Consider the following 22,781-nt stretch of genomic DNA (forward strand, 5'->3'; position numbering starts at 1 on the left):
TACGGCCCTGACATCCCCCTGTACCGGCGGGTATTGGCTTGTTTTTTTCGACAAGCCGACTGGCATGATTTGTGAAAAAAAGAACGCTTCGATTCCTTAAGGCGAAGCAAGACTGTACAACAGGCGGCAATGAGCGCAAACTTGCCGGATGATCGGTAACGGAGCGCGATCCGGGGGTGATGTGATCGCCCACACCATCGACTCGCCTTGCCCGGGACAGCCGGAAACGGACAACGGCCTGGGCGGGCGCGTGCCGAGCATTCTTGTGGTCGAGGACGAGCGAATCGTCGCCCTTGACCTCAAGGTCATCCTGAAACGGCTGGGCTACACCCTGGCCGGGATCACCACTTCCGGAGCCGATGCGGTGGAGCTTTGCGACGCCCTGCGCCCGGACCTCGTCCTCATGGACATCTTTCTCAAGGGCGACATGGACGGCGTGGACGCCGCCTGTGTGATCCAGTCCGAATGCGACATCCCGGTCATCTTCCTGACGTCCCACACCGACCAGGTCACCCTCCAGCGGGCCAAGCGCACCGCCCCTTACGGCTACGTGCTCAAGCCCGTGGACGAGAACTGGCTGCGCACGGCCGTGGAAGTGGCCATCTTCAAGCACCGCACCGAGCAGGAGCTTAAAAAAAGCGAGCAGCGTTACCGCCACCTGTTTTCCGGCATGCTCAACGCCTTTTTGCTCCTGGAGCTCCAGCCGCCCGACATGGGGGGCGATGGGCGGGGCAATCTGCGGATTCTCGAGGCCAACCCGTCCTTCGAGCGCATAACGGGCCTTTCCCGGTCCGAGGTGATCGGCCACCTCCTGACGGAGGTGTTTCCGGGCATCGAGCCTTTTTGGCTGGATACGCTTGGCGAAACGGCCAAAAGTGGCCGTTCGCAGCGCTTCGAGAACGTCCTGGCCGACTGCAACATGTTTTTCCTGGCTCAGGCCTATTCCCCCCAGCCCGGACAGGTGGCCGTGGTCCTGGAAGACGTCACCGAGCGCAAGTCCGGCGAGGAGCGGCTGCGGTACCGCACCTTCCACGACGCCCTGACCGGATTGCCCAACCGGGCCCTTTGCCTCGACCGCATCACCCGGGCCATCGAGCGGGCCAGACGGCGTTCCAATTACATCTATGCCCTGCTGTTCCTGGATGTCGATCGGTTCAAGCTTATAAACGACAGCCTGGGCCATCTCGCCGGCGACGAACTGCTCAAGCGCGTGGGGGAACGGTTGCGCCACGAGGTGCGCCAACTCGACACCGTGGCCCGTGTCGGCGGCGACGAGTTCGTGCTGCTTCTGGAAGAGATCGCCACCCCGGCCGACGCGCTGCATATCGTCAAGGCCGTGCGCGAACGCCTGCGCACGCCCTTCACCATCGCCAAACGGCAGTTCTACGTCACCGCCAGCATGGGCGTGGTCCTGGGGCCGGCCGATTACGAGCGGCCCGAGGAACTCATGCAAAACGCGGCCATCGCCATGAACGAGGCGCGCAAGGCCGGCTGGGGCCGGGTGCGCGTGTTCGAGTGGTCCATGCGCCAGCGGGCCGAGCGGGTGATGGACCTGGAAACCAACCTGCGCCAGGCGCTCAATCACCGGGAATTCGTCCTGCACTACCAGCCGATCTTCGATCTGAAGACGCTTGCGCCGTGCGGCGTGGAGGCGCTGGTGCGCTGGCGTCGTCCCACGGGCGAACTCGTGCCCCCGGACGAGTTCATCCCGGCCGCCGAGGAAAGCGGGATGATCATTCCCCTTGGCGCGATGGTCCTGACCGAGGCCTGCCGGGCCATGGGCCGATTGCGGCGCGGGGTGCTGGGCGGGAACAGCTTTTTCATGTCCGTCAACCTGTCGGCGCGGCAGTTCACCCAGCCGGATCTGGTCAAGCAGGTGGTCCAGGCGCTGCGCAACGAACACATGAAGCCGGGCGACCTCAAGCTCGAGATCACCGAAAGCGTGCTCATGGAGCACCCGGAATCGGCCATGTTGAAGCTGCGCGGGTTGCAGGATTTCGGCGTCGGCATCGGCATCGACGATTTCGGCACCGGTTACTCCTCCCTGGCCTACCTCCAGCGCTTTCCCCTCAACACCCTCAAGGTGGACCGGGGGTTCGTTTCCGGCATGGAGGAGCACGGCAACCGGGCCATCGTGCGATCGGTCATCGGCCTGGCCCACAGCCTGGGCTACGACGTGGTGGCCGAGGGTATCGAGACGGAAAGCCAGCTTCACGATCTGGCCGGACTCGGTTGCGACCTGGGCCAGGGCTTCCTCTACGCCCGCCCCATGGAGGAGGAGGCGCTGACGAGTTTTTTGGAGGGGAAAGAGGGTGCGAGAGGGGAAACCCTTTGAAAAGGGTTCTCCCCTCTCGCGCTCTCCCCTTCCTAAACTTTATAATAATATAAATAGGTAACGGACAACGCACCGTTACCTATAAAAGTTTTTTGAAAGGGGGTCTGGGGGGAAACTTTTCGTAAGACAAAGTTTCCCCCCGGCCTCTTCCCTATCCCTCCCCATGGCGGGGTTGCCAGCGGACGCCCGAGCAGCTACCACAAAGCATGCCGCACCGTCCTTCCAGTCTTTTTTACCGGTCGGCGATCCGTCTCGCTCTCGGCCTGGTCGCGGCCCTGGCCTTGTGGGGTTGCGCGGCCAAAGCGCCGATCCCCCGTTCCTCCCGCACTCCGGCCACCATGCGCCCCTATACGATCAAGGGCGTCACCTATCGGCCGCTGCACACGGCCAGGGGGTATGACGAGAAGGGCATCGCTTCCTGGTACGGTCCGGGTTTTCACGGGCGTCTGACCTCGAGCGGGGAGACGTACGACCAGCACCAGATGACCTGCGCGCACAAGCTTCTTCCCATGCAGACCATGGTGCGGGTGACGAACCTGCAAAACGGGCGCAGTTGCGTGCTGCGGGTCAACGATCGCGGGCCGTTCGTGTCCGGACGCATCGTCGACCTGTCCTTGGCCGGGGCCAAGACCCTGGGTGTCTACGGCCTGGGCACAGCCAAAGTGCGGGTGCAGGTGGAAGGGGAGGTGCCGGGGGCGACGCCGGACGGCGAATTGCCCGGCCCGTTTTTCGTGCAGGTGGGGGCTTTTGCCGACAGGCGTAACGCCGAGCGGCTGTTGTCGCGGCTTTTCGCCTCCGGCTACGCCGGGTCGCGCATCAACTACAAGGAGATCGACGGCACCCGGTATTTCCGGGTCCACGCCGGCATCTTCGCCACGCCGGCCGAGGCCGATGTGGCGCGCCTGCGTCTGGCCACGGTTTTCGACGGGGCGTTCGTCATCGCGCAGTAGGAAAGAGGCCGGGGGGAAACTTTGTCTTACGAAAAGTTTCCCCCCGGACCCCCCTTCAAAAGACTTTCAAAGGTAACAGGATGCTATTCGTTACCGAGTTATATTACTATAAAGTTTAGGAAGGGGAGAGCGCGAGAGGGGAGAACCCTTTTCAAAGGGTTTCCCCTCTCGCATCGCCTTTTGAAAGTGAATGCTACAGCACTTCGTCGGGGTTGAGTTCGGCCCGGAACTTGCGCGAGAGCCGAAACACCACCACCTTGCGCGGCGGCAGCATGATGGATTCGTTGGTCTGGGGGTTGCGGCCCTTGCGGGCTTTCTTGTCGTAGGACTCGAACTTGCCGAAGCCGCTGACCAGAAGCGAGTGGTCCTTTTTGATGGACTGCTTCATCAGTTCGAGCAGGTGGTCGACCAGCACCTTGACCTCGGCCCGGTTGCGTTCGGTCTTTTCGTAGATGTAATCGACGATGTCGGCCTTGGTGAGCGTTTTTCCGTTCATGGCGTTTCTCCGGCGCATTGGCGGTTGAGGACCTCTGGGTGCGGCCCGCTTGAGGCTGTCGCGGTGTCGTCCATGGCGCGAGTATCGACTTGGCCGGCGCCCGTGCTAGGAAGTGCCAAGGGCTTGCCGTGCCGCCCGGGCCAGGGCTTCCATGGTCGCGCCGTCGGGATAGGGCTGCCCGGGCCACAGGGCCAGGCCGTCCCCGGCGCGTCGGGGAATCAGGTGCAGGTGGGCGTGGAAGACCACCTGACCGGCGGACTCGTAATTGTTCATCTGCACGTTTATGCCCGTGGCCTTGGTCGCGGCCATGATCGCCCGGCCCACCGGGGCCAGCGCCGCGAAAAGGCGGCCGCCCACTTCCTCGGGCAGGTCGAACAGGGTGGCGTAGTGGGCCTTGGGGATGACCAGGGCATGCCCCGGAGCCACCGGCGCGACGTCGAGAAAGGCCAGCACGTGCTCGGTTTCGTAAATCCTGGCGCAGGGAATGTCGCCCTTGACGATTTTGCAAAAAATACAGTCCGCTTCCGACATGTTTTCCCACTTCTCCAGGGGCATCGTCACGGGACGACGCGGGGTTTGGCCCGGCGGACTGGCGGCCGGGCAAGTGCATTGACTCCCTGATAGTCAAGGAAAAGCTTTTTTTCAAGAGGCTTAGGAGAAAAATATTGTTCGTATCCCCAAGTTGTCAGGAAAGTGTCGTCCCGGCGACTATTCCGGGCTGTGACAGGGGCCGTTTTTTTCGCCATCCCGAGCCGGAAACGCCGCGTTCCCGGGTCTGGCCGGTTTTTGTGACATTCCAGGGATGCCCGGGCCGCTGCCTGTTTTGCGCCCAGCATCTCCAGTCCGGCCAGGCCGCGCAGCCGCTGTCCCGGGTGCTGGCGGCCATGACGACCGAACTCGAGGCGGCCGGCCGGCAGGGGCGCGGCCCGTACGAGCTGGCGTTCTACGGCGGGGTGTTCACGGCCTTGCCCGAACCCTGGCCGCAACGCTTTCTGGAGGCGGCGGGGCGGTTTCGGGAGTCCGGGCTTATTACGCGCGTGCGCTGTTCCACGCGCCCCGACGCCTGCGCTCCCGGGCTTTTGGCGCGCCTGGCCGGGGCGGGGCTGGACATGGTGGAATTGGGGGCGCAAACCTTCGACGACGCCGTGCTGCGGACCGCCGGCCGGGGCCATGACGCCGCCGCCGTGCGCCGGGCCGCCGCCGACGTGATCCGGGCCGGCCTTGGGCTCGGGTTGCAACTTTTGCCAGGGTTGCCGGGACATACGCCGCAGGGGCTGGCCCGGGACGCGGCCGAGGCCGCCGCGCTCGCCCCGGAAATCGTGCGCCTGCACCCGTGCCTGGTGGTCGACGGCACGCCCCTGGCCGGGCTGTACCGGGAAGGGCGCTACGTGCCCTGGGATCTGGACACGACGCTTTGGGCCCTGGCCGACGTGTTGCCGGTGCTGTGGCGGGCGGGGGCGCGGGTGGCCCGCATCGGGCTGTGTCCCGAACCCGCCTTTCAAGCCGCCGTGCTGGCCGGCCCCGTGCATCCGGCCCTTGGCGCGCGGGTCCGGGCCCGGGCGCTGTGGCGCCTTGTCGCGGACGAGGTCCGGGCCATGGGTGGTTTCGCGGCCGGGCTGGCCGCGCCCAGGCGTTTTGCCGGTGAGTTTTTCGGCCATGCCGGGGAGATGCGTCCGGCCTATGCCGCCCTGGGCCTTGACCGGGGAAACGTCCGCTTCGAGGATCGGGCGGATTTTTTCTTGGCGGCCCGCGAGGTTTGACTTTGGTCAGCCTCTCGTGCGACACATTATCACGCAGGGGTACGCCCCGGCGAGGACGAACCGTCAAACGTCTGGTGGAAGATCATGAAGCGATGCATTTTGGCCCTGGCCTGCTTTGCCATGCTTGCACACGCCTCGGCTGTCCGGGCGGATACGCCCAACATACGGCAAAGCATCAACTATTTTATGAACTACTTCAACGAATCCGTTGTACAGGCCATCCATCTCAAGGAATACGAGCAGCGAGAAAAGCTCACCCAGAAGAGGCCGTATGCCCCGGAATACGTCTTCATCATGGATATGAACGCCCGCGTCGAGAAGACCCTCGGCCTGGTGCTCAATCTCTGTGATATCTATTATATTTACAACAAGACGACCTATTGCTTCACGAAAGACGAGAAGAACTATCTTTTCGATCGTATCGACAATATCATGGATACGTTGCAAAAGATTACGGAAACGCCCTACAACGTCGATCCCGGTCTGGTCGCGGACAAGAAAGGCTTCGTCGGCAAGAACATTGTCGAGTTCAACAAGCGCATCCAGGATCTGCGCGCCTTCATCAAGACCTCCCTGGTGGTTTTTCAGCGTTAGAACCTGTTCTGACCTGCACCGGGTGACCTGTTTCCCCTGAAAGTTTTTCTTCGAGAGCTTCCTTGGAATGCATGCTCGCGAGGCGACACTCATCACGGCGAAAAGTTTCGGAAAGGGAGAGCGCGAGAGGGGAGAACCCTTTTCAAAGGGTTTCCCCTCTCGCCTGCCCCTTGCATCCCTTCCTCTCCCCCTCGGGCCGTACGCCATAACGGCCCGGCGCATCGTCACCCGGCTGCCGCCGGACGGGCCGCCGGAGCGCCTGGACGATGGGGCCGTGGTGCTGGCCGGCCGGCGCATTCTCGACGTCGGTCCCCGCCGCCGGGTCCTGGCCGGATTTTCCGGACCCGTTACCGACCTCGGCCCGGCCACCCTTGTTCCCGGACTCGTCAACGCCCACGTCCACCTGGAGCTGTCCCGGCTTCGCGGCCTGTCCCCGCGCGGGCTGGGCTTTCCCGCCTGGGCCGCCTGGCTCATGCGCCAGGATTTGTCGCCGCCGTCCCCGGACGTCCTCGACGCGGCCGTGTCGGAAATGGTCGAAACCGGCACCGGCGCGGTCATCGACGTGGGCTCCCGGGCCGGTCCGGCCGTGGCCGAGGCCCTGGCCCGGGCCGGGTTGTCGGGGCTCGTCTGCCACGAATATTTCGGCTTTCGCCGTCTGCCGCCGGCGGATATTCCCCCGAAGCTCGTCGCGGCCGTGGCCGACGCGCCGGGGCTTGCCGCCGCACCCAGCGGCCATGCCCTCTATTCCACCAGCCCCGAGAACCTGGGCCGGGCCAGGGAGGCCTGCCGGCGTCTTGGCGCGCCGTTTTGCCTGCATCTGGCCGAACAGGCCGGGGAAACGGCGCTTCTGGCCACGGGCGAGGGCGAGCTGGCGGAACTTTTGCGCGGCCGGGTCCTGCCACGGGGCTGGCGCGCGCCCAGGCGTTCCCCGGTGGCCGAGGCCCGGGCCCAGGGGCTTTTGGGGCCGACCACCCTGGCCGTGCACGCCGTGTGGCTGGATGCGGCGGATAAAAAGCTTTTGGCCGATACCGGCACGACCGTGTGCCTGTGTCCGCGCAGCAATGCCGTCATCGGCGTGGGCACGGCCGACGCGCCGGGCCTTCTCGCCGCCGGCGTGCCTTTCTGCCTGGGCACGGACAGCCTGGCCTCCAACGACGACCTGAACCTGTGGAACGAGGTCCGGGCGCTTTTCGCCGCGTATCCGGATTTTTCCGGCCGGGCGGTGCTCGCGGCTCTGAGCGCCACACCGGCCCGGCTGCTTGGCCGGGAGTGCGATCTGGGACTTTTGGCTCCCGGAGCCATGGGCGGGGCGGCCATGGTCCCGGACGACCTGACGGAGCATTTCCGCTAGTTTGTTCGTTTGAAGTACAAATATTTCGCCATGATGCTATTCTTGCCAAGCTGGTGCCAAACGCCTAAGAAGGGCATATGCTCCGGCAAGCGGCCAGCGCGTTTCCACAGGGAAACGCGTTGCCGACATTCGCGAATTCGAGGCGAGCATCATGAGTTGTACCTTGGCTGAGTCCAATTATGCCGTGGCCCGTCAGCCTATCTATCTGGTCGATGGGGGCGTGTACGGCTACGAATTGCTGTATCGCACCGTCGGTGGCCCCAATTTTGCCATGGTACCCTCGGACGCGGAAGCCACACTGGCCGTGCTGGCCAACGGCATCCAGGCCATCTCCCAGGACATTGGGCCGGACAAAAAGATTTTCATCAATTTTTCCAAGGAAATATTGGAAAAAGGCTACTACAGTTTCCTCGACCCGGCCCGGTTCGTGCTCGAGGTGCTGGAAACCGTCTCCTGCAACGCGGCGTTTGCGGAAACCCTGCGGGGTATCGGCGAGGCGGGGTACATGCTGGCTTTGGACGATTATGTGGGCGATCCGGTCTTCGATGCGATCCTGCCTGTCGTGACCTTCGTCAAGATCGACATGCTGGCCCTGCGCGACGACCCGGACAGGCTCGAGGCGGTCGTGGCCGCCTGTCAGGCCCGGGGCAAGGAGATTCTGGCCGAAAAGGTGGAGACCGAGGCCGACCTGGAATTTTGCCGCGCCCGGGACATCCCCTTGGCCCAGGGATTTTATTACAGCCGGCCCCAGGTGGTCACGACCAGGGTTCTGGACGCCGGCCAGACGACGCGGCTGGGGCTTTTGGCCGAACTGGCCCAGCCGGAGGTCGACATGGCCAGGGTGCGCGAGACCATCGCCGCGGACGTGGCCCTGACCTACAAGCTCCTGCGCCACGTCAACGCCGCGAGTTTTTACCGGGGCGAGCCCGTCGAGTCCCTGCGGTTCGCCCTCGACCTCCTTGGCAGCAAGGCCCTGTGGAGCTGGGTGACCGTCAATCTGCTCGCTTCCCTGGCCGCCACGCCCCGGGATCTGGAGCTGGCTTTCGTTTCGGCCGTACGGGGACGCTTTCTGGCCCAGGCCGACCAGGCGCGCGGCGGCGTGTGCCACAAAGGGGGGGGCATGTGCCTGCTGGGGCTGCTCTCCCTGCTCGACGCCATGCTCGGCTTGCCCATGGACAAGGCGCTTTCCGGGCTGCCCATCGACGCCGCCATTCGCGATGCCCTGCTCGGGCGGGCAAGCACATGCCAACCGTGTCTGGCCCTGTGCAAAAGCTACGACGGCCGGGAACCCACCCCGGCCACGCGGAAGCTCTTTGTCGCCTTCAACCTCTCGGACAAGGCCGTTGCCGGCGCGTATTACGAGGCGCTGGCCTGGGCGGCCGCGATGTTTCGGGGATAGGGCCGCTTCGAAAGCGCTACGCCGCCGTTTCCCGCATGCGCGGCCGGGCGCGTCAGGAGGCCGCGATCGGCTTTCCGGCCGGCTTGCGGCGCGCGGCCTGTTTGGCCGCGAGTTGCGAAAAAAGCGGCATCAGGAGCGCGAAGAGTTCGGCCTGGGACGAAATGTTGCACCTGGCATAGAGTTGCCGGCGAAAGACCTTGACGGTTTCTGGGCTGATGCCCAGATGCAGGCCGATGGAAAGGGTGGAATGTCCCTGGAGAATGAAGGCGGCCACTTCCGCCTGACGCGGGCTCAAGCCGATGCCGGTCCTGGTGGCGATCGCCCGGCGGAAGGACTCGGATGAGGCGGGTTTGGCCTCGCCGCCCGGTCGATCGAACGCATAATCCTTCCATTGCGCCTCGAGCAGCGAACTGAGGACGTGTTCGTAGGAGCGCAGCAGCTTGAGTTCGTCCGGCGCAAACGCGACGCCGCTCGAACGATCCTTGCCGAAACAGGCGGTCACCGTTTTGTTGCCGCCCAGATTGGCGAATATGGCCACTTCGTCCACCAGGGTCGTCTGCCGGTAGTAGGCGGAAAAATAGTCGCTGCGCGTCAGCTTCGACGGCGCGATCTCGACGAGACGCCGCACGCCGTTGTCCGCGCCCTTGAGATGTTCGTGGTAGAAGGGATCGAGCTGGTAGGCTCCGGTCAGGTAGCTCCGGTCCATGTTCAGGTACACGACCGGATCCTTGCATTGCCGGTAGAGCACGGCCGGGGTCCCCTTGCCGTTGTAGACGATGACGATGAGATTATCGAACGTCGTCAGCTTGCCGACAAACGTGGACAATGACCTGGAGAAGTCCTCTTCCCCGAGGAATTTTATGGCTTTTGCCAAAGCCACGTCCCGTTCCCGCACTGCCGCCGCCATGGCCCGCACACTCCGTTAACGTCCCGGTGCAATACCGCTCGCGCCGTCCTGTCCCGGCGCCGTCGCGCGCAACCGTTGCCGCGTCCCCGCCAGCCTGTCCGCCGCTCCTTGGCGCGAAGCGGCGAATCGTCCCGTCTGCCCGCCCCACCTGATCCGCGCCTTGCCTGGCCCTGCCGACGGGTGGCGGCGTCACGGGAAGGAAGGCATCAAAGAGGCGCCCGGCTCACGGGGAACGCCGGATGCCTCGCCCAGACGCCTCGCCGAAGGCCCGGACGCGGGCGGATGGTGAGGCAAAGGCCGCCCGGACCGGATTCTATCGATACAATAATGTCCTGGGATTGTTAATACGCTTCGATCAGGAGGTGTTGGCAGGGAAATATTCGTGGATATCATGCTAAAATATTTAAGCTTCCATGCCGAAGCATCTTTTTTGAGCGGGCTCGGCATACGCCTTTTGGGGTATGGACGGAATTCACAATACTGTCATTAAACTTTCTCTGTCCTTGCATGTGGGGGCAAATTTCCGGGAAGGCCGCTCCCGCGCGGGAACGCACCGGAAAACGGCTCCTGCATGGTTGGAAATGCCGCACGCGGCAACAGTGGCGTGATCGGGTTTTCTTCCAGACAATTCGCATCGGAGGAGAGAGAGCAATGTCGGACGCAACGACGCACCTCAATCGAACGTTGTCGCTCAAAGCCGTCGTCCTTTTCGGCCTGGCCTACATGACCCCGCTGATCGTGCTCGGGACGTTCGGGGTCGTGGCCAGCGCCACCAACGGCGCCGTGCCCACGGCCTACATCATCACGACCGTGGCGATGATTTTCACGGCCTACAGCTACGGCATCATGGCCAAGGCCTATCCCGTGGCCGGATCGGCCTACACCTATGTCCGCAAATCCATCGACGCGCGCCTGGGCTTCATGGTCGGCTGGGGGATCCTGCTGGACTACTTCTTTTTGCCCATGGTCATCTGGCTGATCGGCGCGGCCTACCTGACGGCGCAGTTTCCCGGGGTGCCGAGCTGGGTCTTCCTGCTCGGATTCATCGCCCTGACCACCGTGCTCAACGTGTACGGCATCCAGCTGGCGTCCCGGGTCAACTCGCTGCTCATGGTCTTTCAGGTGCTGGTCATCGTCATTTTCGTGCTGCTCTCGTTGCGCCATATCATCGGCGACCACGGCGTGCAGGCCGCCTTCAGCCTGACGCCGTTTTTCAACCCGGGTTCGACGTTTTCCACCATCGCCGCCGGCGCGGCCGTGGCCGCCTACTCCTTCCTCGGCTTCGACGCCGTCACCACGCTGACGGAGGAAACGATCGATCCCAAGCGCACCATTCCCAAAGCGATCATTCTGACGGCGCTGATCGGCGGGGCCATCTACGTCTTCGTCGGCTACACCACCCAGCTTGTGCACCCCGGGGCGACCTTCCAGGATGCCGACTCGGCAGCCTTCGAGATCGCCAAGGCCATCGGCTCGGACCTTTTCGGCGCGATTTTCCTCGCCGGCATGGTTCTCGCGCAGTTCACCTCCGGCATCGCCGCCCAGGCCAGCGCCTCCCGGCTCATGTACGCCATGGGGCGCGATTCCGTGCTGCCCAACCGCTTTTTCGGTCAGCTGCACAAGCGGTTCCGCACCCCCGTCGGCAACATCATCCTGACCGGGGCCATCGGCGTCATCGCCCTGTTCCTCGATGTGCTGTCCGCAGCCTCGTTTATTAACTTCGGCGCGTTCGTCGCCTTCACCATGGTCAATCTCTCGGTGGTCTTCATGTACCGCAGGGACGCGGCGACGCGGCAACGGTACGGCGCGTTTCGGGCCGTGGTGCTTCCTTTGATCGGCGCGGTCGTCAATATCTGGTTGTTGTCCCATCTCGACCGCAACGCCGTGATTCTCGGTTCCGTCTGGCTGTGCCTCGGGCTCGCGCAGTTGCTGTACCTCACCAAATTCTTCTCGAAAGAGCCGCCCGAAGTCGATTTCGACGAAGAGCAGGCCCTTGCCGAAAGCGACGTCGCCGCCGCGACGACGAGGGCCTAGGCATGGCCCGGAACCTGCCTATCCTCGCCGTGCAGGCCACTTCCCGGACCGGGGAGGCGGGACTGGACGCGTTCGAGAGCGAACTGGAAGCGTTGCTGTCGGATTTTCCGCAAACGAAGCTGGTCGTGTACCCGGAGATCCATCTCTGCGGCGTTTCCGGCACGCCCGGGGAGCGTAGCGCCGCGCTCGTGGAAGCCGCGCAACCCCTTGAAGGGCCGCGTATCGAGCGGCTCTCCGCCGTGGCCCGGCGGCTCGGCGTCTGGCTTATGCCCGGGACCGTCTGCGAGTCGGCCGGCGGGGGGAAGGTGTACAATACCGCCCCGGTCTTTTCGCCGCAGGGGGAGCTGGCCGCGACCTACCGCAAGTGTTTCCCCTGGCGTCCTTTCGAGCCGTACGTCCCGGGCAACGCTTTCACGGTGTTCGACATCCCGGACATCGGCCGCGTCGGCCTGGCCATCTGCTACGACATCTGGTTCCCGGAAGTGGCGCGCCAGCTCGCCTGGATGGGGGCGGAGGTGATCCTCAATCCGGCCCAGACCTCGACCTGCGACCGGGAGAAGGAGAAAACCCTGGTCCAGGCGAACGCCATTTTCAATCAGGTGTTCGTCGTCAGCATCAATGCCGCCGCGCCGGCGGGAACGGGGCAGAGCCTGATCGCCGACCCCGAGGGCAATGTCCGGGTGAGCCTGCCCAGCGAGTCGTCGGCGATCATGACCGATGTGCTCAATCTGGAGGAGGTGGAGCGGGTGCGCCGGTTCGGCACCTGCGGCCTCAACCGCATGTGGGCGCAGTTCGGCAAGGAGGACGCGCCGCTGGCGCTGCCGCTCTACAACGGCGCCATCGATCCCCGCACCTGGGGCGGTCGATAACATACGATGGGCGCTACGTTTCCGTAACACCCCTTATGTCGCCACCCCATTATAAACTTTAGGAAGAGGATGCGAGAGGGGAGAACCCTTTCTTGAAAGGGTTTCCCCTCTCGCATCCTCTTCCCTCTCCCTTTCCCATTCCCATTCCCTTTCTTCCCTCTCAAATCACATAGGCCGGGACGCCCGCCATGGCCTCGCGACGGCGGTCCTCCTCCAGCAGGTCGCGCAGGGTCCGCGCGTCGTAGACCTTTTCCAGGGCGGCCCTGGCCTCTTCCCATACCTCGCGAAACACGCAGCCGCCACGCAGGGGACAGTCGTGTCCCGGCCGCTCCCGGTGGCAGTCCACCGGGCTGATGGGGCCGTCCATGAACCGGATGACCTCGCCCACGGTCACGGTTTCGGCCGGGCGGGCCAGGTAGAAGCCGCCTTCCTTGCCCCGTTGGGAGTCCACGAACCCGCCCTGGCGCAACTGGTGCAGGATGACTTCCAGAAACCTTTTGGGGATGGCTTGCCGTTCGGCGATGCCGCCGGCGGGAATGGGGCCGTCGCCCTTGCGCCGGGCCAGCTCGAACAGGGCGCGCAGGGCGTATTGGCATTTCTGGGTGACGGGCATGGCCTGTCTCCTCGCCGGCGTACGCTGCCGTGCCGGCCCCCGGCGTGGTGATCCTTTTCGCGCACCCCTTGCCGCCGGGGTGCGAAAAGGGGATAGGACGACAAAGACGATCGATTCAATGCTGATTATTGCCAAAAACGATAGTCCGGCGTCAAGGCGCATGCCTCGCCGGGCCGGGCCCGAAAGGGGCAAGGAGCCGTCATGACCAGGGACGCCATTATCGACGCCGCAACGGCCTTCGTGCTTGTGGACATCCAAAACGACTATTTTCCGGGCGGGGCCATGGAGCTTCATGGGGCCGAGGACGCGGCCGGCCGGGCCGCCGGCGTTCTGGCCCGGTTCCGGGATAAGGGCGCTCCCGTCATCCACGTGCGCCACGAAGCGGCGCGGCCCGGGGCGACGTTTTTTCTTCCCGGCTCCTGGGGCGCGGCGATCCATGGGACGGTCGCCCCCAGGCCTGGCGAACCGGTGGTGACCAAGGCTTTTCCCAACAGTTTCCGGGAAACGGAGCTTGCCGCGCGCCTGGACGCGGCCGGAGCCAAGCGGCTGGTCGTTTGCGGCATGATGACCCACATGTGCGTGGATGCGACGGTGCGGGCCGCCTTCGATCTGCGCTATCCGGTGACGGTGGTGGCCGACGCCTGCGCCACGCGGGGATTGGCCTTCGGCGGCAGGAACGTGGCCGCGCCCGACGTCCAGGCGGCCTTTCTGGCGGCTCTTGGCGCGGTCTACGCCACTATGGTCGTGGCCGCGGATCTGGTCTGACGGGATCCTACAGGCCGATACGGCGGGCGTAGACCAGGATGTCGCGCTGGGACAGCATGCCGGCCAGGCTTCCGTTCTCGTGGATGACGGCCAGGCGGCGCACGCCTTTCTGGCGCATGAAAAGGATCACCTTGTAGACCACGGCGGTGGTCGGCACGCTGATCACCGGCGCGGTCATATGGCGGGAAACCGGGGCGGTCAGGCGTTCGGGAAAGCCCATGATCCGGGACAGCACGTCGCGTTCGCTTAAGATGCCGGCGGGCTTGTCCGCATTGAGGGCCAGGAGGCAGTCGGCGTTTTTTTCGCGCATGAGGGCCAGGGCCTCGCGCACGCTCCGGTCGGCGGGGAGGGTGACGGGATCGCGGCGCATCAGGTCGCTGCACACGGCGTCCTCCACCATGAAGTCCACGGCCAGGGCGTCCACGAGTTCCTTTTCCGTGACCAGCCCCAGCAGCGAACCGCTGAAGTCCATCACCGGCAGATGGCGCACCGCGCGCTCGAGCAGGAGCTTGACCGCCTCGGAGACGCGCATGTCCTTGGCCACGGCCCCTTCCGGCCGGGTCAGGAAATCGCGGATGGACGCGTCGAGGTCCAGGTCCACGTCGAAGTGGCGGACGAGTTGGTTTTCGGTCAGGAAGCCCACAACCTTGGCTCCGCTGACAGCGGCCAGGCAACTGATGCCCTCGCGGGCCATAAGGTCGGCGGCCTGCGTTACGGAAGCCTCCGCAGCGACGATATGGGGCCTTTTGGCCAATTCGCCGACCCTCTGCTTGAACATGGGATACCCGAATGGAAGGAAGTGTTTATGCACAATATCCCGCGTTGGTTGAAAGTCAAGAAAAGCGGACGGCCGGGTGCGCCATGCCTTGCCCGCCTGGATGAAATCAGGTAATTGGCATAAGTATTGCGTACCAGGGAGCCCGTGTCATGATGTCCGCCAAAGCCGCCTCTCATCCCGGCCCCGGCCGACCGGGGATCGGTGATTCCCGGTCGTCGGCCCAGGCCGCCTTTGCGGCACGTTTTCTGGCCTACGGGGAACCGCTGCGCGCGCAGTCGGCGACCTGCGTCGCGGTTTCCGATCCGGACGGGGCCAAGGCGCGTCTGCTGGAGGCGCCGGGCTCCCCTACAAGCTGTCTGGCCGCCCTCAACCCGCCGCCGCTGCCCCAAGCCTATCTGGCCCTGCGCCGGGCCGTTGACGACCCCCTGGCCACCCCGGCCGGCGTGGGGGCCATCATTTCCATGGACCCAGGCCTGGCCGCCTATGTCCTGCGCCTGGCCAACAGCCCGCTGTACGCCCCGGCGGCCAGGGTGGAGACCATTTCCCGGGCCGTGAGCCTCATCGGGCTGGACGAGCTCGAGACCATGGCCGCCGGCTCGGTCCTCAGCCGGCTTGCCGCCTGTCCGCCCAGGTCCGACCTGCTCGTGCTGGATGATTTCTGGAAGCATGCCGTGGCCGTGGGCCTGCTCTCCCGGGCCCTGGCCGAACGCGTGGGCGAGCGGGGCGGGGAGCGGTTTTTCGTGGCCGGACTGCTCCATGACGTGGGCCGGCTGCTTCTGGCCGTGGCCGAGCCCGATCTGGCCGCCGTCAGCCTGGCCCGGACGGGTCCGTCCCGCCTGTCCCTGGACGCGGCCGAGCGCCTCGAGCTGGGCTTCGACCATGCCGCCCTGGGCGGGCGCATCGCCGGCAAATGGCGGTTGCCGGAACATCTGGCCGTGGCCGTGGCTGGCCACCACCAGCCCTCCCAGTACCCGGACAGCCTCATGGCCGCCGCGGTGCATGCCGCCGATTTCATGGCCAACGCCCTGGGCGTGCGGGCGACGCCCTGCGCCGGCCTGCCGCGTCTCGACGGGCGGGTTCTGGCCCCTTTCAACCTGGAGCAGGCCGATCCCGTCGAATTTCAGGAAATCCTGACCAGCGGTCTGGCCGCCATGATCGCCCTGGTGGCGTCGTGATCGCCGGCGTCGGCGGCGCTTGCCATTGGCCGGCGGCGGATATATCCTCAGGGAAAATGGAGCAATCAGCCATGCGGCCCTCCAACACCGTGACCATCACTCCGCTGAACGGGACCCATATCAACGACATGATTATGGATTACATGTCGGTCAAGGGCGACGCCCGTCGCGCGGAGTTGGCGCATTTCCTCTCGAGCAGCCGCAATATCCAAAGCGAGATCATGGCCGTGACGCTGCGCGGCATGATCATGAACGCTTCGGCCTGATTCTTCCCCCCCAAAAAAAACATGAAAATCCGTTTTTGCATCGCGGCCGTCGTGTGCGCACTGCTGGTGACCGCACCCGGTTTCGCCAGGCAAAGTCAGGCGGCCAAGACCCACGCCGCGAAAAAATCCCATCGGACCACCGAACAGGCCGCCGGCAACGAATCCGTCGACGTCCCGGGCAAGGTCATCCAGGAACCCAACTCCTTCCACGGCACCAAGTGGGGCACGCCCATGGCCGCCGTGCCCGATCTGACCGTGGTGGAAAAGGACGGGCAGGCCTCCTACGCCACGGTTGCCGGCGTGGTCTACCGCATCGGCGACGCCTTTTTGAGCGACGTCGTCTACGGCTTTTGCCAAAGCAAGTTCGCGGCCGTGATGGTGGAATACAAAGGCCGCAAGGCCCACGAGAGCATCCGCAATTTTCTGACCGCCAAGTACACCAAGCCCCTGGAAATGGACGGGCATCCCGACGATCTGGCCTGGCCGCTCGGGAATGTCTTCATCCGCATGTCCTTTTCCAAGGAAAAGGACACGGGGTCGCTCAGCTACTTCTACCAGCCGCTGTTCGCGCCCTGCGCCGGGCCGGACGGCAACAAGGCCGCGCAATGACCCGCCGGGTGTTTTGGTTTTTCCTGCCCGTCCTCCTCGTCGCCGTCGGCGCCTGGGCGGCGGAAAGCGGCCGCTCCATGCCGTTCAACAAACAAAACGTGTTCAACTACCTGCAACGGGTGGACGCGGCCAAGCGCAAGCTGCCGGAGAAAATGTCGGCCGACGAGTACCGGGAACGGGTTTGCGATCTGTACGCCGACACCCTGCGCCAGGGCGGCTACGATTTCGAGCACACGGTGCAAAACGCCCTGCAGTTCGCCGCCAAGGGCAACGACAAACTCGACGATCCCCGGTTTCTGTTTCTCGCCGGCGTGTTCCAGGTGCACCCCGACGTCTACCTGCGCATGAAGCTCATCTCCAAGGCCACCCACAACGACGTGATGCACTATTTCGGACATTAGTTTTTTGGGAAGGAAGAAGATGTGCGAGAGGGGGACCCTTTTTGAAAAAAGGGTCCCCCTCTCGCGCTCTCCCCTCCCCAAAACTTTTAACGGTTACAGGTGGGGTTCCGGTCACTCACTGTACCCGTTGAGAGTCTTTGGAAGGGGGGTCCGGGGGGAGAACCTTTCTTCAGAAAGGGTTCCCCCCGGTATCCTTTTCAAAGTTCTTTTTGCAGCAAACGCAGCAGCAGGCCGTCGAGGGTGTCGGTCAGCGCGGCGCACAGGCCGCCGCCGCCCGGGCCCTGGCCGAAGAGTTCCCGGCGTTCGGCCACGAGGTCGGGATCGGCCGTGGCCGGGCCGTCGACCAGGGACAGGGTGATCTCGAGGCGTCGGGCCGGGAAGAACGTCTCCAGCCGCGCGGCGAAGTCCTGCATGCGCGCGGCGAAGTCGCCGCCGACCTCGCGCCAGTAGTTCTGGGCGGCCTCGGTCGGGGGCAGGGCGGCCGCGCCGGCCAGCATGGCGGCCAGGTTGGACAGGGGAAAGCCGGGCATGCCCGGTCGCCAGCCGAGCAGCCAGGTGTTTCGCGCGAAAAGGAATCGGGCCTGCCGGCCGGCCAGAATGGCGGCGGCCATGGCCTGCCTGGCCTCGGTCAGGTGCTGGTCATCGAAGCGCGCCGGAGCGGCCGCCGGGTCCCAGGCCGGCACGACGCGGCCGAAGGCGTCGCCGCAGGTGAAAACCGTGAGCAGATGGGACAGCCAGGCATTGGCCTGGGGCGAATCCGGCGTTTCCAGGTGGGCATGGGACAGGACGTAGCGCCCCTGGCCATAGCGGCCCGAGAGCATGCAGGCCCCCCCCTCGAGAAAGGCCGGGGTGAGGGTTACGCCGAAGCGCTCGCGGCACTGGTCCAAAAGCGCCTCGGACATGCCGCCAAGGGCGATGTCGGCCAGAAGCAGGTCCGCTTCGGCCCCGGCATAAGCGGCGACCACGGCCACGTCCGGGTCGGGGCCGTTTTCCGGCGGGCAAAATCCGGCCGGCCACCAGACCGGGGCGGCCAGGGCCGGGGGAACGTCGGGCGGGGTCAGGCGCGAATCCGGGTCCAGGCGCAGCCGCACGTGGCCGCTGACCAGATGATCGAGGCGGTCGGCGAAGGTCCGGCGCGTCCAGGAGCAAAGGGCCAGTCCGTCGGGGTGGGACAGGGCCAGTCCGGCCCCGCCGCAAAAGCCGCAGTAGACGCCGCCTTTGGCCACGTAGTCGCGGATGGCCGCCGTGCCGGCCGGCCCCAGGGCGGCGAATTTGCGCCGGGCGAATCCGCCGGGCACGAACAGCGCGGTCGGCGGCTCGCGCCAAAGCGCCCCGGCGGCGACCTGCGCGCAACTGACGGGACGCGCGTCGGCGCCCAGGGCGGCGAGCCCTCGGCACAACAGCAATCCCCACAAGTACGAATGGTCCCACAGGACGAAAAACCGCGCGGCCATGGGGCAACCTAGCGTCTCGGCGCGTGGGCGGCAAGGCGCTAGGCCGAACGCGGGCGCGGGACAGTGACAACCGCGGCGATCTTTTGTATCCAAGGCCGCTTGAGCGGCGCTTTTGCGCCGCCTTTTTCCAAGGAGCGCAGCATGACAAGCGAGGCCCTACCCAAGGGATACGAACCGGCCGATGTCGAGGCCCGGTGGATCAAATATTGGCAGGAAGACAAGACCTTCACCCCCGACCCCGACGGGCCGGGCGAACCGTACAGCATCGTCATCCCGCCGCCCAACGTGACCGGGGCCCTGCACATGGGCCATGCCTTAAACATCACCATCCAGGACATCCTGTGCCGGTATCATCGCCAGCGGGGCCGCAACGTCCTGTGGGTGCCGGGCACGGACCATGCCGGCATCGCCACGCAAAACGTGGTGGAGCGGTCGCTTGCCGCCAAGGGCGTCTCGCGCGAGGCCATCGGCCGCGAAGCCTTCATCGAGGAAGTCTGGAAGTGGCGCGCCGAATACGGCGGCAAGATCCTCAACCAGATCCGGCGCCTCGGCGCGTCCGTGGACTGGACCCGGGAACGCTTCACCTTCGACGAGGGCCTTTCGCGCGCCGTGCGCGAGGTGTTCGTGCGTCTTTATGAAGAGGGGCTCATCTACCGGGGCGACTACATCATCAACTGGTGCCCGCGCTGCCATACCGCCCTGGCCGACCTGGAAGTGGAGTACGCGCCGCATATCGGCAAGCTCTACCACATCCGCTACCCGGTGGAGGAGATGCCCGGCGCCTTCCTCACCATCGCCACCACCCGCCCCGAAACCCTGCTCGGCGACACGGCCGTGGCCGTGCATCCCGAGGACGAACGCTACAAGGACTTCGTGGGCAAGCACGCCATCCTGCCCCTGGTCGGCCGGCGCTTGCCGATCATCGCCGACGCCTATGTCGAGCGGGAATTCGGCACCGGCTGCCTCAAGGTCACGCCGGCCCACGACATGAACGACTTCGAGCTCGGCCGCAAACACCACCTCGAAGTCATCGCCGTGCAGGACGAGGCAGGCAACATCAACGAGAACGCGCCCGAGAAGTACCGCGGCCTGGACCGCGCCGAGGCGCGCCGGGTCATCATCGAGGACCTCAAGGAACTGAAGCTCCTCGACGACATCCGCGACTACGAGCACAACGTGGGCGAGTGCTACCGCTGCCGCACGGTCATCGAGCCGTATGTGTCCAAGCAGTGGTTCGTCAAAACCGCCCCCCTGGCCAGGGCGGCCCGCGAGGCCGTGGAACACGGCCGCACCACCATCCTGCCCGACCAGTGGACCAAGACGTATTACGACTGGTTGGACAACATCCGCGACTGGTGCGTGTCGCGCCAGATCTGGTGGGGGCACCGCATTCCGGCCTGGACCTGCGAGGCCTGCGGCGAGCTGATCGTCGCCCGCGAGGACCCGACGACGTGTCCGAAGTGCGGCGCGACGACCCTGACCCGCGACCCGGACGTGCTGGATACCTGGTTCTCGTCGGCCCTGTGGCCGTTTTCCACCCTGGGCTGGCCCGACCAGACCAAGGAACTGAAGACGTTTTACCCGACCACGGTTCTCAGCACCGCCTTCGACATCCTCTTTTTCTGGGTGGCCCGCATGATGATGATGGGCCTGCATTTCATGAAGGACGTGCCGTTCAAGGAAGTCTACATCCACGCCCTGGTGCGCGACGCCGAGGGCCGCAAGATGAGCAAGTCCCTTGGCAACGGCATCGATCCCCTGGCCATGATGGACCACTACGGCACGGACGCCCTGCGCTTCACCCTGGCCGCTTTCGCCGCCATGGGCCGCGACATCAAGCTGTCCGAGGAGCGCATCGAGGGCTACCGCCATTTCGTCAACAAGGTCTGGAACGCGGCCCGGTTCGCGCTCATGCACATCGGCGAAGGCGCGCCGGACATTCCTGTGGAAGAGGCGGCCAGGGCCGGGCTGTGCCATGCCGTGATCCTGTCGCGCCTGGAGCGGCTCAAGGCGAAGGTGTCGGCCTCGATCGAGAGCTACCAGTTCAACGATGCGGCCCAGGAGCTTTATGGCTTTTTCTGGCGGGAATTTTGCGACTGGTACCTGGAGATGGCCAAGGTGGACCTTGGCGGCGAGGACGCGGCCAAAAAGGGCGCGGCCAAGCGGGTGCTGTACACGGTACTCTCCGAAGTGCTCACGCTCATGCATCCTTTCATGCCCTTCGTCACCCAGGAGATCTGGAGCAAGCTGCCGGGCGTGGCCGATCCCAACCTGGCCCGCATGCCGTATCCCGAGGCGCGGCCGGGGCTTATTTCCGAGACGGCCGAGACCGACATGGAGCTCCTCAAGGCCGTTGTGGTCGGGGTGCGCAACATCCGGGCCGAGCTCAACATCAATCCGGGCGTGAAGCTGACGGCCTTGGTCCATGCCGACAGCGACAGCGAGGTCGCTTCGCTGACGGCCAATACGGCCATGATCGTCTTTCTGGCCAAGCTCGAACGCTTCGAGGCCGGGCTCGAGATCACCGCGCCGAAGGCCTCGGCCTCCACGGCGGCCGGGACCTGCGCCCTTTACGTGCCGCTTTCCGGGGCCGTGGATTTCGACGTGGAGTTTTTGCGCCTGTCCAAGGAAGAAGTGAAGACGGTCAAGGAACTGACCATCGTGGAGAAAAAGCTCGGCAACGAGGACTTCGTGTCGCGCGCGCCGGCCGAGGTGGTGGCCAAGGAGCGGGAGAAGCAGGAGGCGCTGGGCGAACGGCTGGCGCGGCTTCGGGAGCTCAAGGACCGCATCAGGAAGCTGATGGCCGAGTAGACGGCCTTTTCTTCCATTGAAACGACAAACGCCGGGCGGTTCCGAAGAACCGCCCGGCGTTTGTCGTTTCATGCCCCTTGGGATTCCCCGCCGGAATCCAAATGAACTGCAGCGCACTTCTTCCGGTCAACGCGCTTGTCGTGCCAACCGGAAAAGCAAAGTCCCGTCGGGTTAAAGCGACCGTATCCAGGCCGCCATGGCCTGCCGCTTGCCCTCGGAAAAGCCGCCTTGGACCTGCGCATGGAGCCAGCCCAGGCTCCTGGCGCGCAGCTTGTCGCGAAAAGCCTCCTCGGCCTCCTGCATCACCACCTTGATCAGACAGGGGCACTTGCCCGAAAACACGGAGGAACCGTCCTCGAAGATGTTCTTCTGGCGGATCTCGGCGCACTGAAAGAAAAACGACACCCCTTCCACCGCTTCCACCACGTCCCAAAACGTCACCTCGTCCGCCGGCCGGGCCAGCTCGTAGCCGCCCTTCACCCCGGAGACGGACCGGACGATGCCCGCCTTGCGCAGCTTGGAAAAAATCTTCGAAAGATAGCTTTCGGTGATATCATGGAGTCCGGCCAACTGCCGAATCCCCACCGTCGTGCCGGAGGGCAGGTCGATCATATAAAAAAGAGAATGAAATGCGTATTCTACGCCAACACTGAATTGCACCGGCCGCCTCCCTGCCTTTGAACTGCCCCCCCAAATACCCGGCGTCGACGGTTTTGTCTTGACCCGGCCCGACTGCCTTATTATGGATATCAACGACAATTATTGTCCATGATTATTTTACCCCAAGGAGTCGCAAGATGTTCACGGAGACCTTTCACGAAGTCCTCGGCAAGGAAGGCGTGGTTTCCATCGTGACCTGCGCCGACGGCGAAGCCCACGTGGTCAATACCTGGAATTCCTACCTGGTTTCGCCCAGAGACGGCACGCTGCTCATTCCCGCCTGGAAGATGCGGGAAACGGAGCGCAAGACGCAAGGCAACGACGCCGTGCAGTTGACCCTCGGCAGCAAGGAAGTCGCCGGCCTGCGGGGACCGGGCACGGGGTTCCACCTGCGCGGCACAGCCCGCTTTCTGCGCTCGGGTCCGGAATTCGATCTCATGAAGGAAAAGTTTCCTTTCACCACCCGCGTGCTGGAGGTCACCGTCACCTCGTTGCAGCAAACCCTGTAACCGGTGCTTCCTCCCTGTCAAAACAAGCAGGCCGGCCCGACCGCC

Annotated in this window: 22 protein-coding genes; 15 read left to right on the plus strand and 7 right to left on the minus strand. The window is 64.8% G+C overall.

The features are described from left to right. The first annotated feature begins 148 nt into the window (after window positions 1-148). Together K9F62_06750 and K9F62_06755 are read left to right on the plus strand one after the other, a co-directional pair. Window positions 149-2,335, plus strand: a complete 2,187-nt coding sequence (locus tag K9F62_06750) for an EAL domain-containing protein (GenBank protein UJX42366.1) — start codon at window positions 149-151, stop codon at window positions 2,333-2,335. A 206-nt stretch (window positions 2,336-2,541) separates the two neighbouring features. After that, a complete protein-coding gene (locus tag K9F62_06755) occupies window positions 2,542-3,285 on the plus strand; it encodes a septal ring lytic transglycosylase RlpA family protein (GenBank protein UJX42367.1) in 744 nt (247 codons plus the stop codon). A 193-nt stretch (window positions 3,286-3,478) separates the two neighbouring features. Here the strand turns inward: K9F62_06755 and K9F62_06760 are convergent, their stop codons facing one another. After that, on the minus strand, window positions 3,479-3,781 hold the full coding sequence (locus K9F62_06760) for an integration host factor subunit alpha (GenBank protein ID UJX42368.1): 303 nt from the start codon (window positions 3,779-3,781) through the stop codon (window positions 3,479-3,481). Between the two features lie 105 nt (window positions 3,782-3,886). Next, on the minus strand, window positions 3,887-4,312 hold the full coding sequence (locus K9F62_06765; protein ID UJX42369.1) for an HIT family protein: 426 nt from the start codon (window positions 4,310-4,312) through the stop codon (window positions 3,887-3,889). Between the two features lie 134 nt (window positions 4,313-4,446). Between K9F62_06765 and K9F62_06770 the strand changes: the two genes are divergently transcribed. The 4 genes from K9F62_06770 (at window position 4,447) to K9F62_06785 (ending at window position 8,885) form a co-directional block, all read left to right on the plus strand. Continuing rightward, the gene (locus K9F62_06770; GenBank protein UJX42370.1) at window positions 4,447-5,541 is read left to right on the plus strand and encodes a radical SAM protein; all 1,095 of its coding nucleotides are present in this window, start codon (window positions 4,447-4,449) and stop codon (window positions 5,539-5,541) included. Between the two features lie 84 nt (window positions 5,542-5,625). After that, complete coding sequence (locus K9F62_06775; protein UJX42371.1) at window positions 5,626-6,135, plus strand: hypothetical protein; 510 nt, start codon at window positions 5,626-5,628, stop codon at window positions 6,133-6,135. A gap of 67 nt (window positions 6,136-6,202) precedes the next feature. After that, the gene (locus K9F62_06780; protein UJX42372.1) at window positions 6,203-7,486 is read left to right on the plus strand and encodes an amidohydrolase family protein; all 1,284 of its coding nucleotides are present in this window, start codon (window positions 6,203-6,205) and stop codon (window positions 7,484-7,486) included. A 151-nt stretch (window positions 7,487-7,637) separates the two neighbouring features. After that, window positions 7,638-8,885 (plus strand): EAL domain-containing protein, encoded by a 1,248-nt coding sequence (locus K9F62_06785; GenBank protein UJX42373.1) that lies wholly within the window; start codon window positions 7,638-7,640, stop codon window positions 8,883-8,885. 52 nt (window positions 8,886-8,937) lie between these two features. Here K9F62_06785 and K9F62_06790 read toward each other — a convergent pair whose 3' ends face one another. Next, the gene (locus tag K9F62_06790) at window positions 8,938-9,792 is read right to left on the minus strand and encodes a helix-turn-helix transcriptional regulator (protein UJX42374.1); all 855 of its coding nucleotides are present in this window, start codon (window positions 9,790-9,792) and stop codon (window positions 8,938-8,940) included. 651 nt (window positions 9,793-10,443) lie between these two features. Here K9F62_06790 and K9F62_06795 point away from each other — a divergent pair. Together K9F62_06795 and K9F62_06800 are read left to right on the plus strand one after the other, a co-directional pair. Further along, a complete protein-coding gene (locus K9F62_06795; GenBank protein UJX42375.1) occupies window positions 10,444-11,826 on the plus strand; it encodes an APC family permease in 1,383 nt (460 codons plus the stop codon). Window positions 11,827-11,828: 2 nt separating this feature from the next. Beyond that, window positions 11,829-12,695 carry a carbon-nitrogen hydrolase family protein gene (locus tag K9F62_06800; protein UJX42376.1) on the plus strand — a complete coding sequence of 289 codons (867 nt, stop codon included), beginning with the start codon at window positions 11,829-11,831 and terminating at the stop codon, window positions 12,693-12,695. A gap of 160 nt (window positions 12,696-12,855) precedes the next feature. Here K9F62_06800 and K9F62_06805 read toward each other — a convergent pair whose 3' ends face one another. Then, window positions 12,856-13,308, minus strand: a complete 453-nt coding sequence (locus K9F62_06805; GenBank protein UJX42377.1) for an Rrf2 family transcriptional regulator — start codon at window positions 13,306-13,308, stop codon at window positions 12,856-12,858. A gap of 201 nt (window positions 13,309-13,509) precedes the next feature. Here K9F62_06805 and K9F62_06810 point away from each other — a divergent pair, with 201 nt between their 5' ends. Beyond that, on the plus strand, window positions 13,510-14,073 hold the full coding sequence (locus K9F62_06810; GenBank protein ID UJX42378.1) for a cysteine hydrolase: 564 nt from the start codon (window positions 13,510-13,512) through the stop codon (window positions 14,071-14,073). 7 nt (window positions 14,074-14,080) lie between these two features. On the opposite strand, the gene K9F62_06815 is transcribed toward K9F62_06810, so the two are convergent. Next, the gene (locus K9F62_06815) at window positions 14,081-14,851 is read right to left on the minus strand and encodes a CBS domain-containing protein (protein UJX42379.1); all 771 of its coding nucleotides are present in this window, start codon (window positions 14,849-14,851) and stop codon (window positions 14,081-14,083) included. A gap of 152 nt (window positions 14,852-15,003) precedes the next feature. Between K9F62_06815 and K9F62_06820 the strand changes: the two genes are divergently transcribed. The 4 genes from K9F62_06820 to K9F62_06835 all read left to right on the plus strand — a co-directional run bounded on the left by K9F62_06820 (window position 15,004) and on the right by K9F62_06835 (window position 17,302). Beyond that, window positions 15,004-16,026, plus strand: coding sequence for an HDOD domain-containing protein (locus K9F62_06820; GenBank protein UJX43156.1), 1,023 nt, complete (start codon window positions 15,004-15,006; stop codon window positions 16,024-16,026). Window positions 16,027-16,097: 71 nt separating this feature from the next. Beyond that, window positions 16,098-16,292: a hypothetical protein gene (locus K9F62_06825; GenBank protein ID UJX42380.1), complete on the plus strand. Its 195-nt coding sequence runs from the start codon at window positions 16,098-16,100 to the stop codon at window positions 16,290-16,292. A 21-nt stretch (window positions 16,293-16,313) separates the two neighbouring features. Beyond that, window positions 16,314-16,901, plus strand: coding sequence for a hypothetical protein (locus K9F62_06830; GenBank protein ID UJX42381.1), 588 nt, complete (start codon window positions 16,314-16,316; stop codon window positions 16,899-16,901). Continuing rightward, complete coding sequence (locus K9F62_06835) at window positions 16,898-17,302, plus strand: hypothetical protein (protein ID UJX42382.1); 405 nt, start codon at window positions 16,898-16,900, stop codon at window positions 17,300-17,302. Before K9F62_06830 ends, K9F62_06835 begins: the two co-directional genes overlap by 4 nt. Before the next feature lie 197 nt (window positions 17,303-17,499). Here the strand turns inward: K9F62_06835 and K9F62_06840 are convergent, their stop codons facing one another. Then, window positions 17,500-18,756 (minus strand): hypothetical protein, encoded by a 1,257-nt coding sequence (locus tag K9F62_06840; protein ID UJX42383.1) that lies wholly within the window; start codon window positions 18,754-18,756, stop codon window positions 17,500-17,502. 141 nt (window positions 18,757-18,897) lie between these two features. Here K9F62_06840 and K9F62_06845 point away from each other — a divergent pair, with 141 nt between their 5' ends. Then, entirely contained in the window at window positions 18,898-21,567 is a 2,670-nt protein-coding gene (locus K9F62_06845; GenBank protein ID UJX42384.1) for a valine--tRNA ligase, read from the plus strand. A gap of 171 nt (window positions 21,568-21,738) precedes the next feature. Here the strand turns inward: K9F62_06845 and K9F62_06850 are convergent, their stop codons facing one another. After that, window positions 21,739-22,227, minus strand: a complete 489-nt coding sequence (locus K9F62_06850; protein UJX42385.1) for an Rrf2 family transcriptional regulator — start codon at window positions 22,225-22,227, stop codon at window positions 21,739-21,741. A gap of 137 nt (window positions 22,228-22,364) precedes the next feature. Between K9F62_06850 and K9F62_06855 the strand changes: the two genes are divergently transcribed. Then, window positions 22,365-22,736, plus strand: coding sequence for a pyridoxamine 5'-phosphate oxidase family protein (locus K9F62_06855; protein UJX42386.1), 372 nt, complete (start codon window positions 22,365-22,367; stop codon window positions 22,734-22,736). Window positions 22,737-22,781 lie beyond the last annotated feature (45 nt).

The sequence above is a fragment of the Desulfovibrio sp. JY genome (assembly GCA_021730285.1).
Classification (GTDB): domain Bacteria; phylum Desulfobacterota; class Desulfovibrionia; order Desulfovibrionales; family Desulfovibrionaceae; genus Solidesulfovibrio.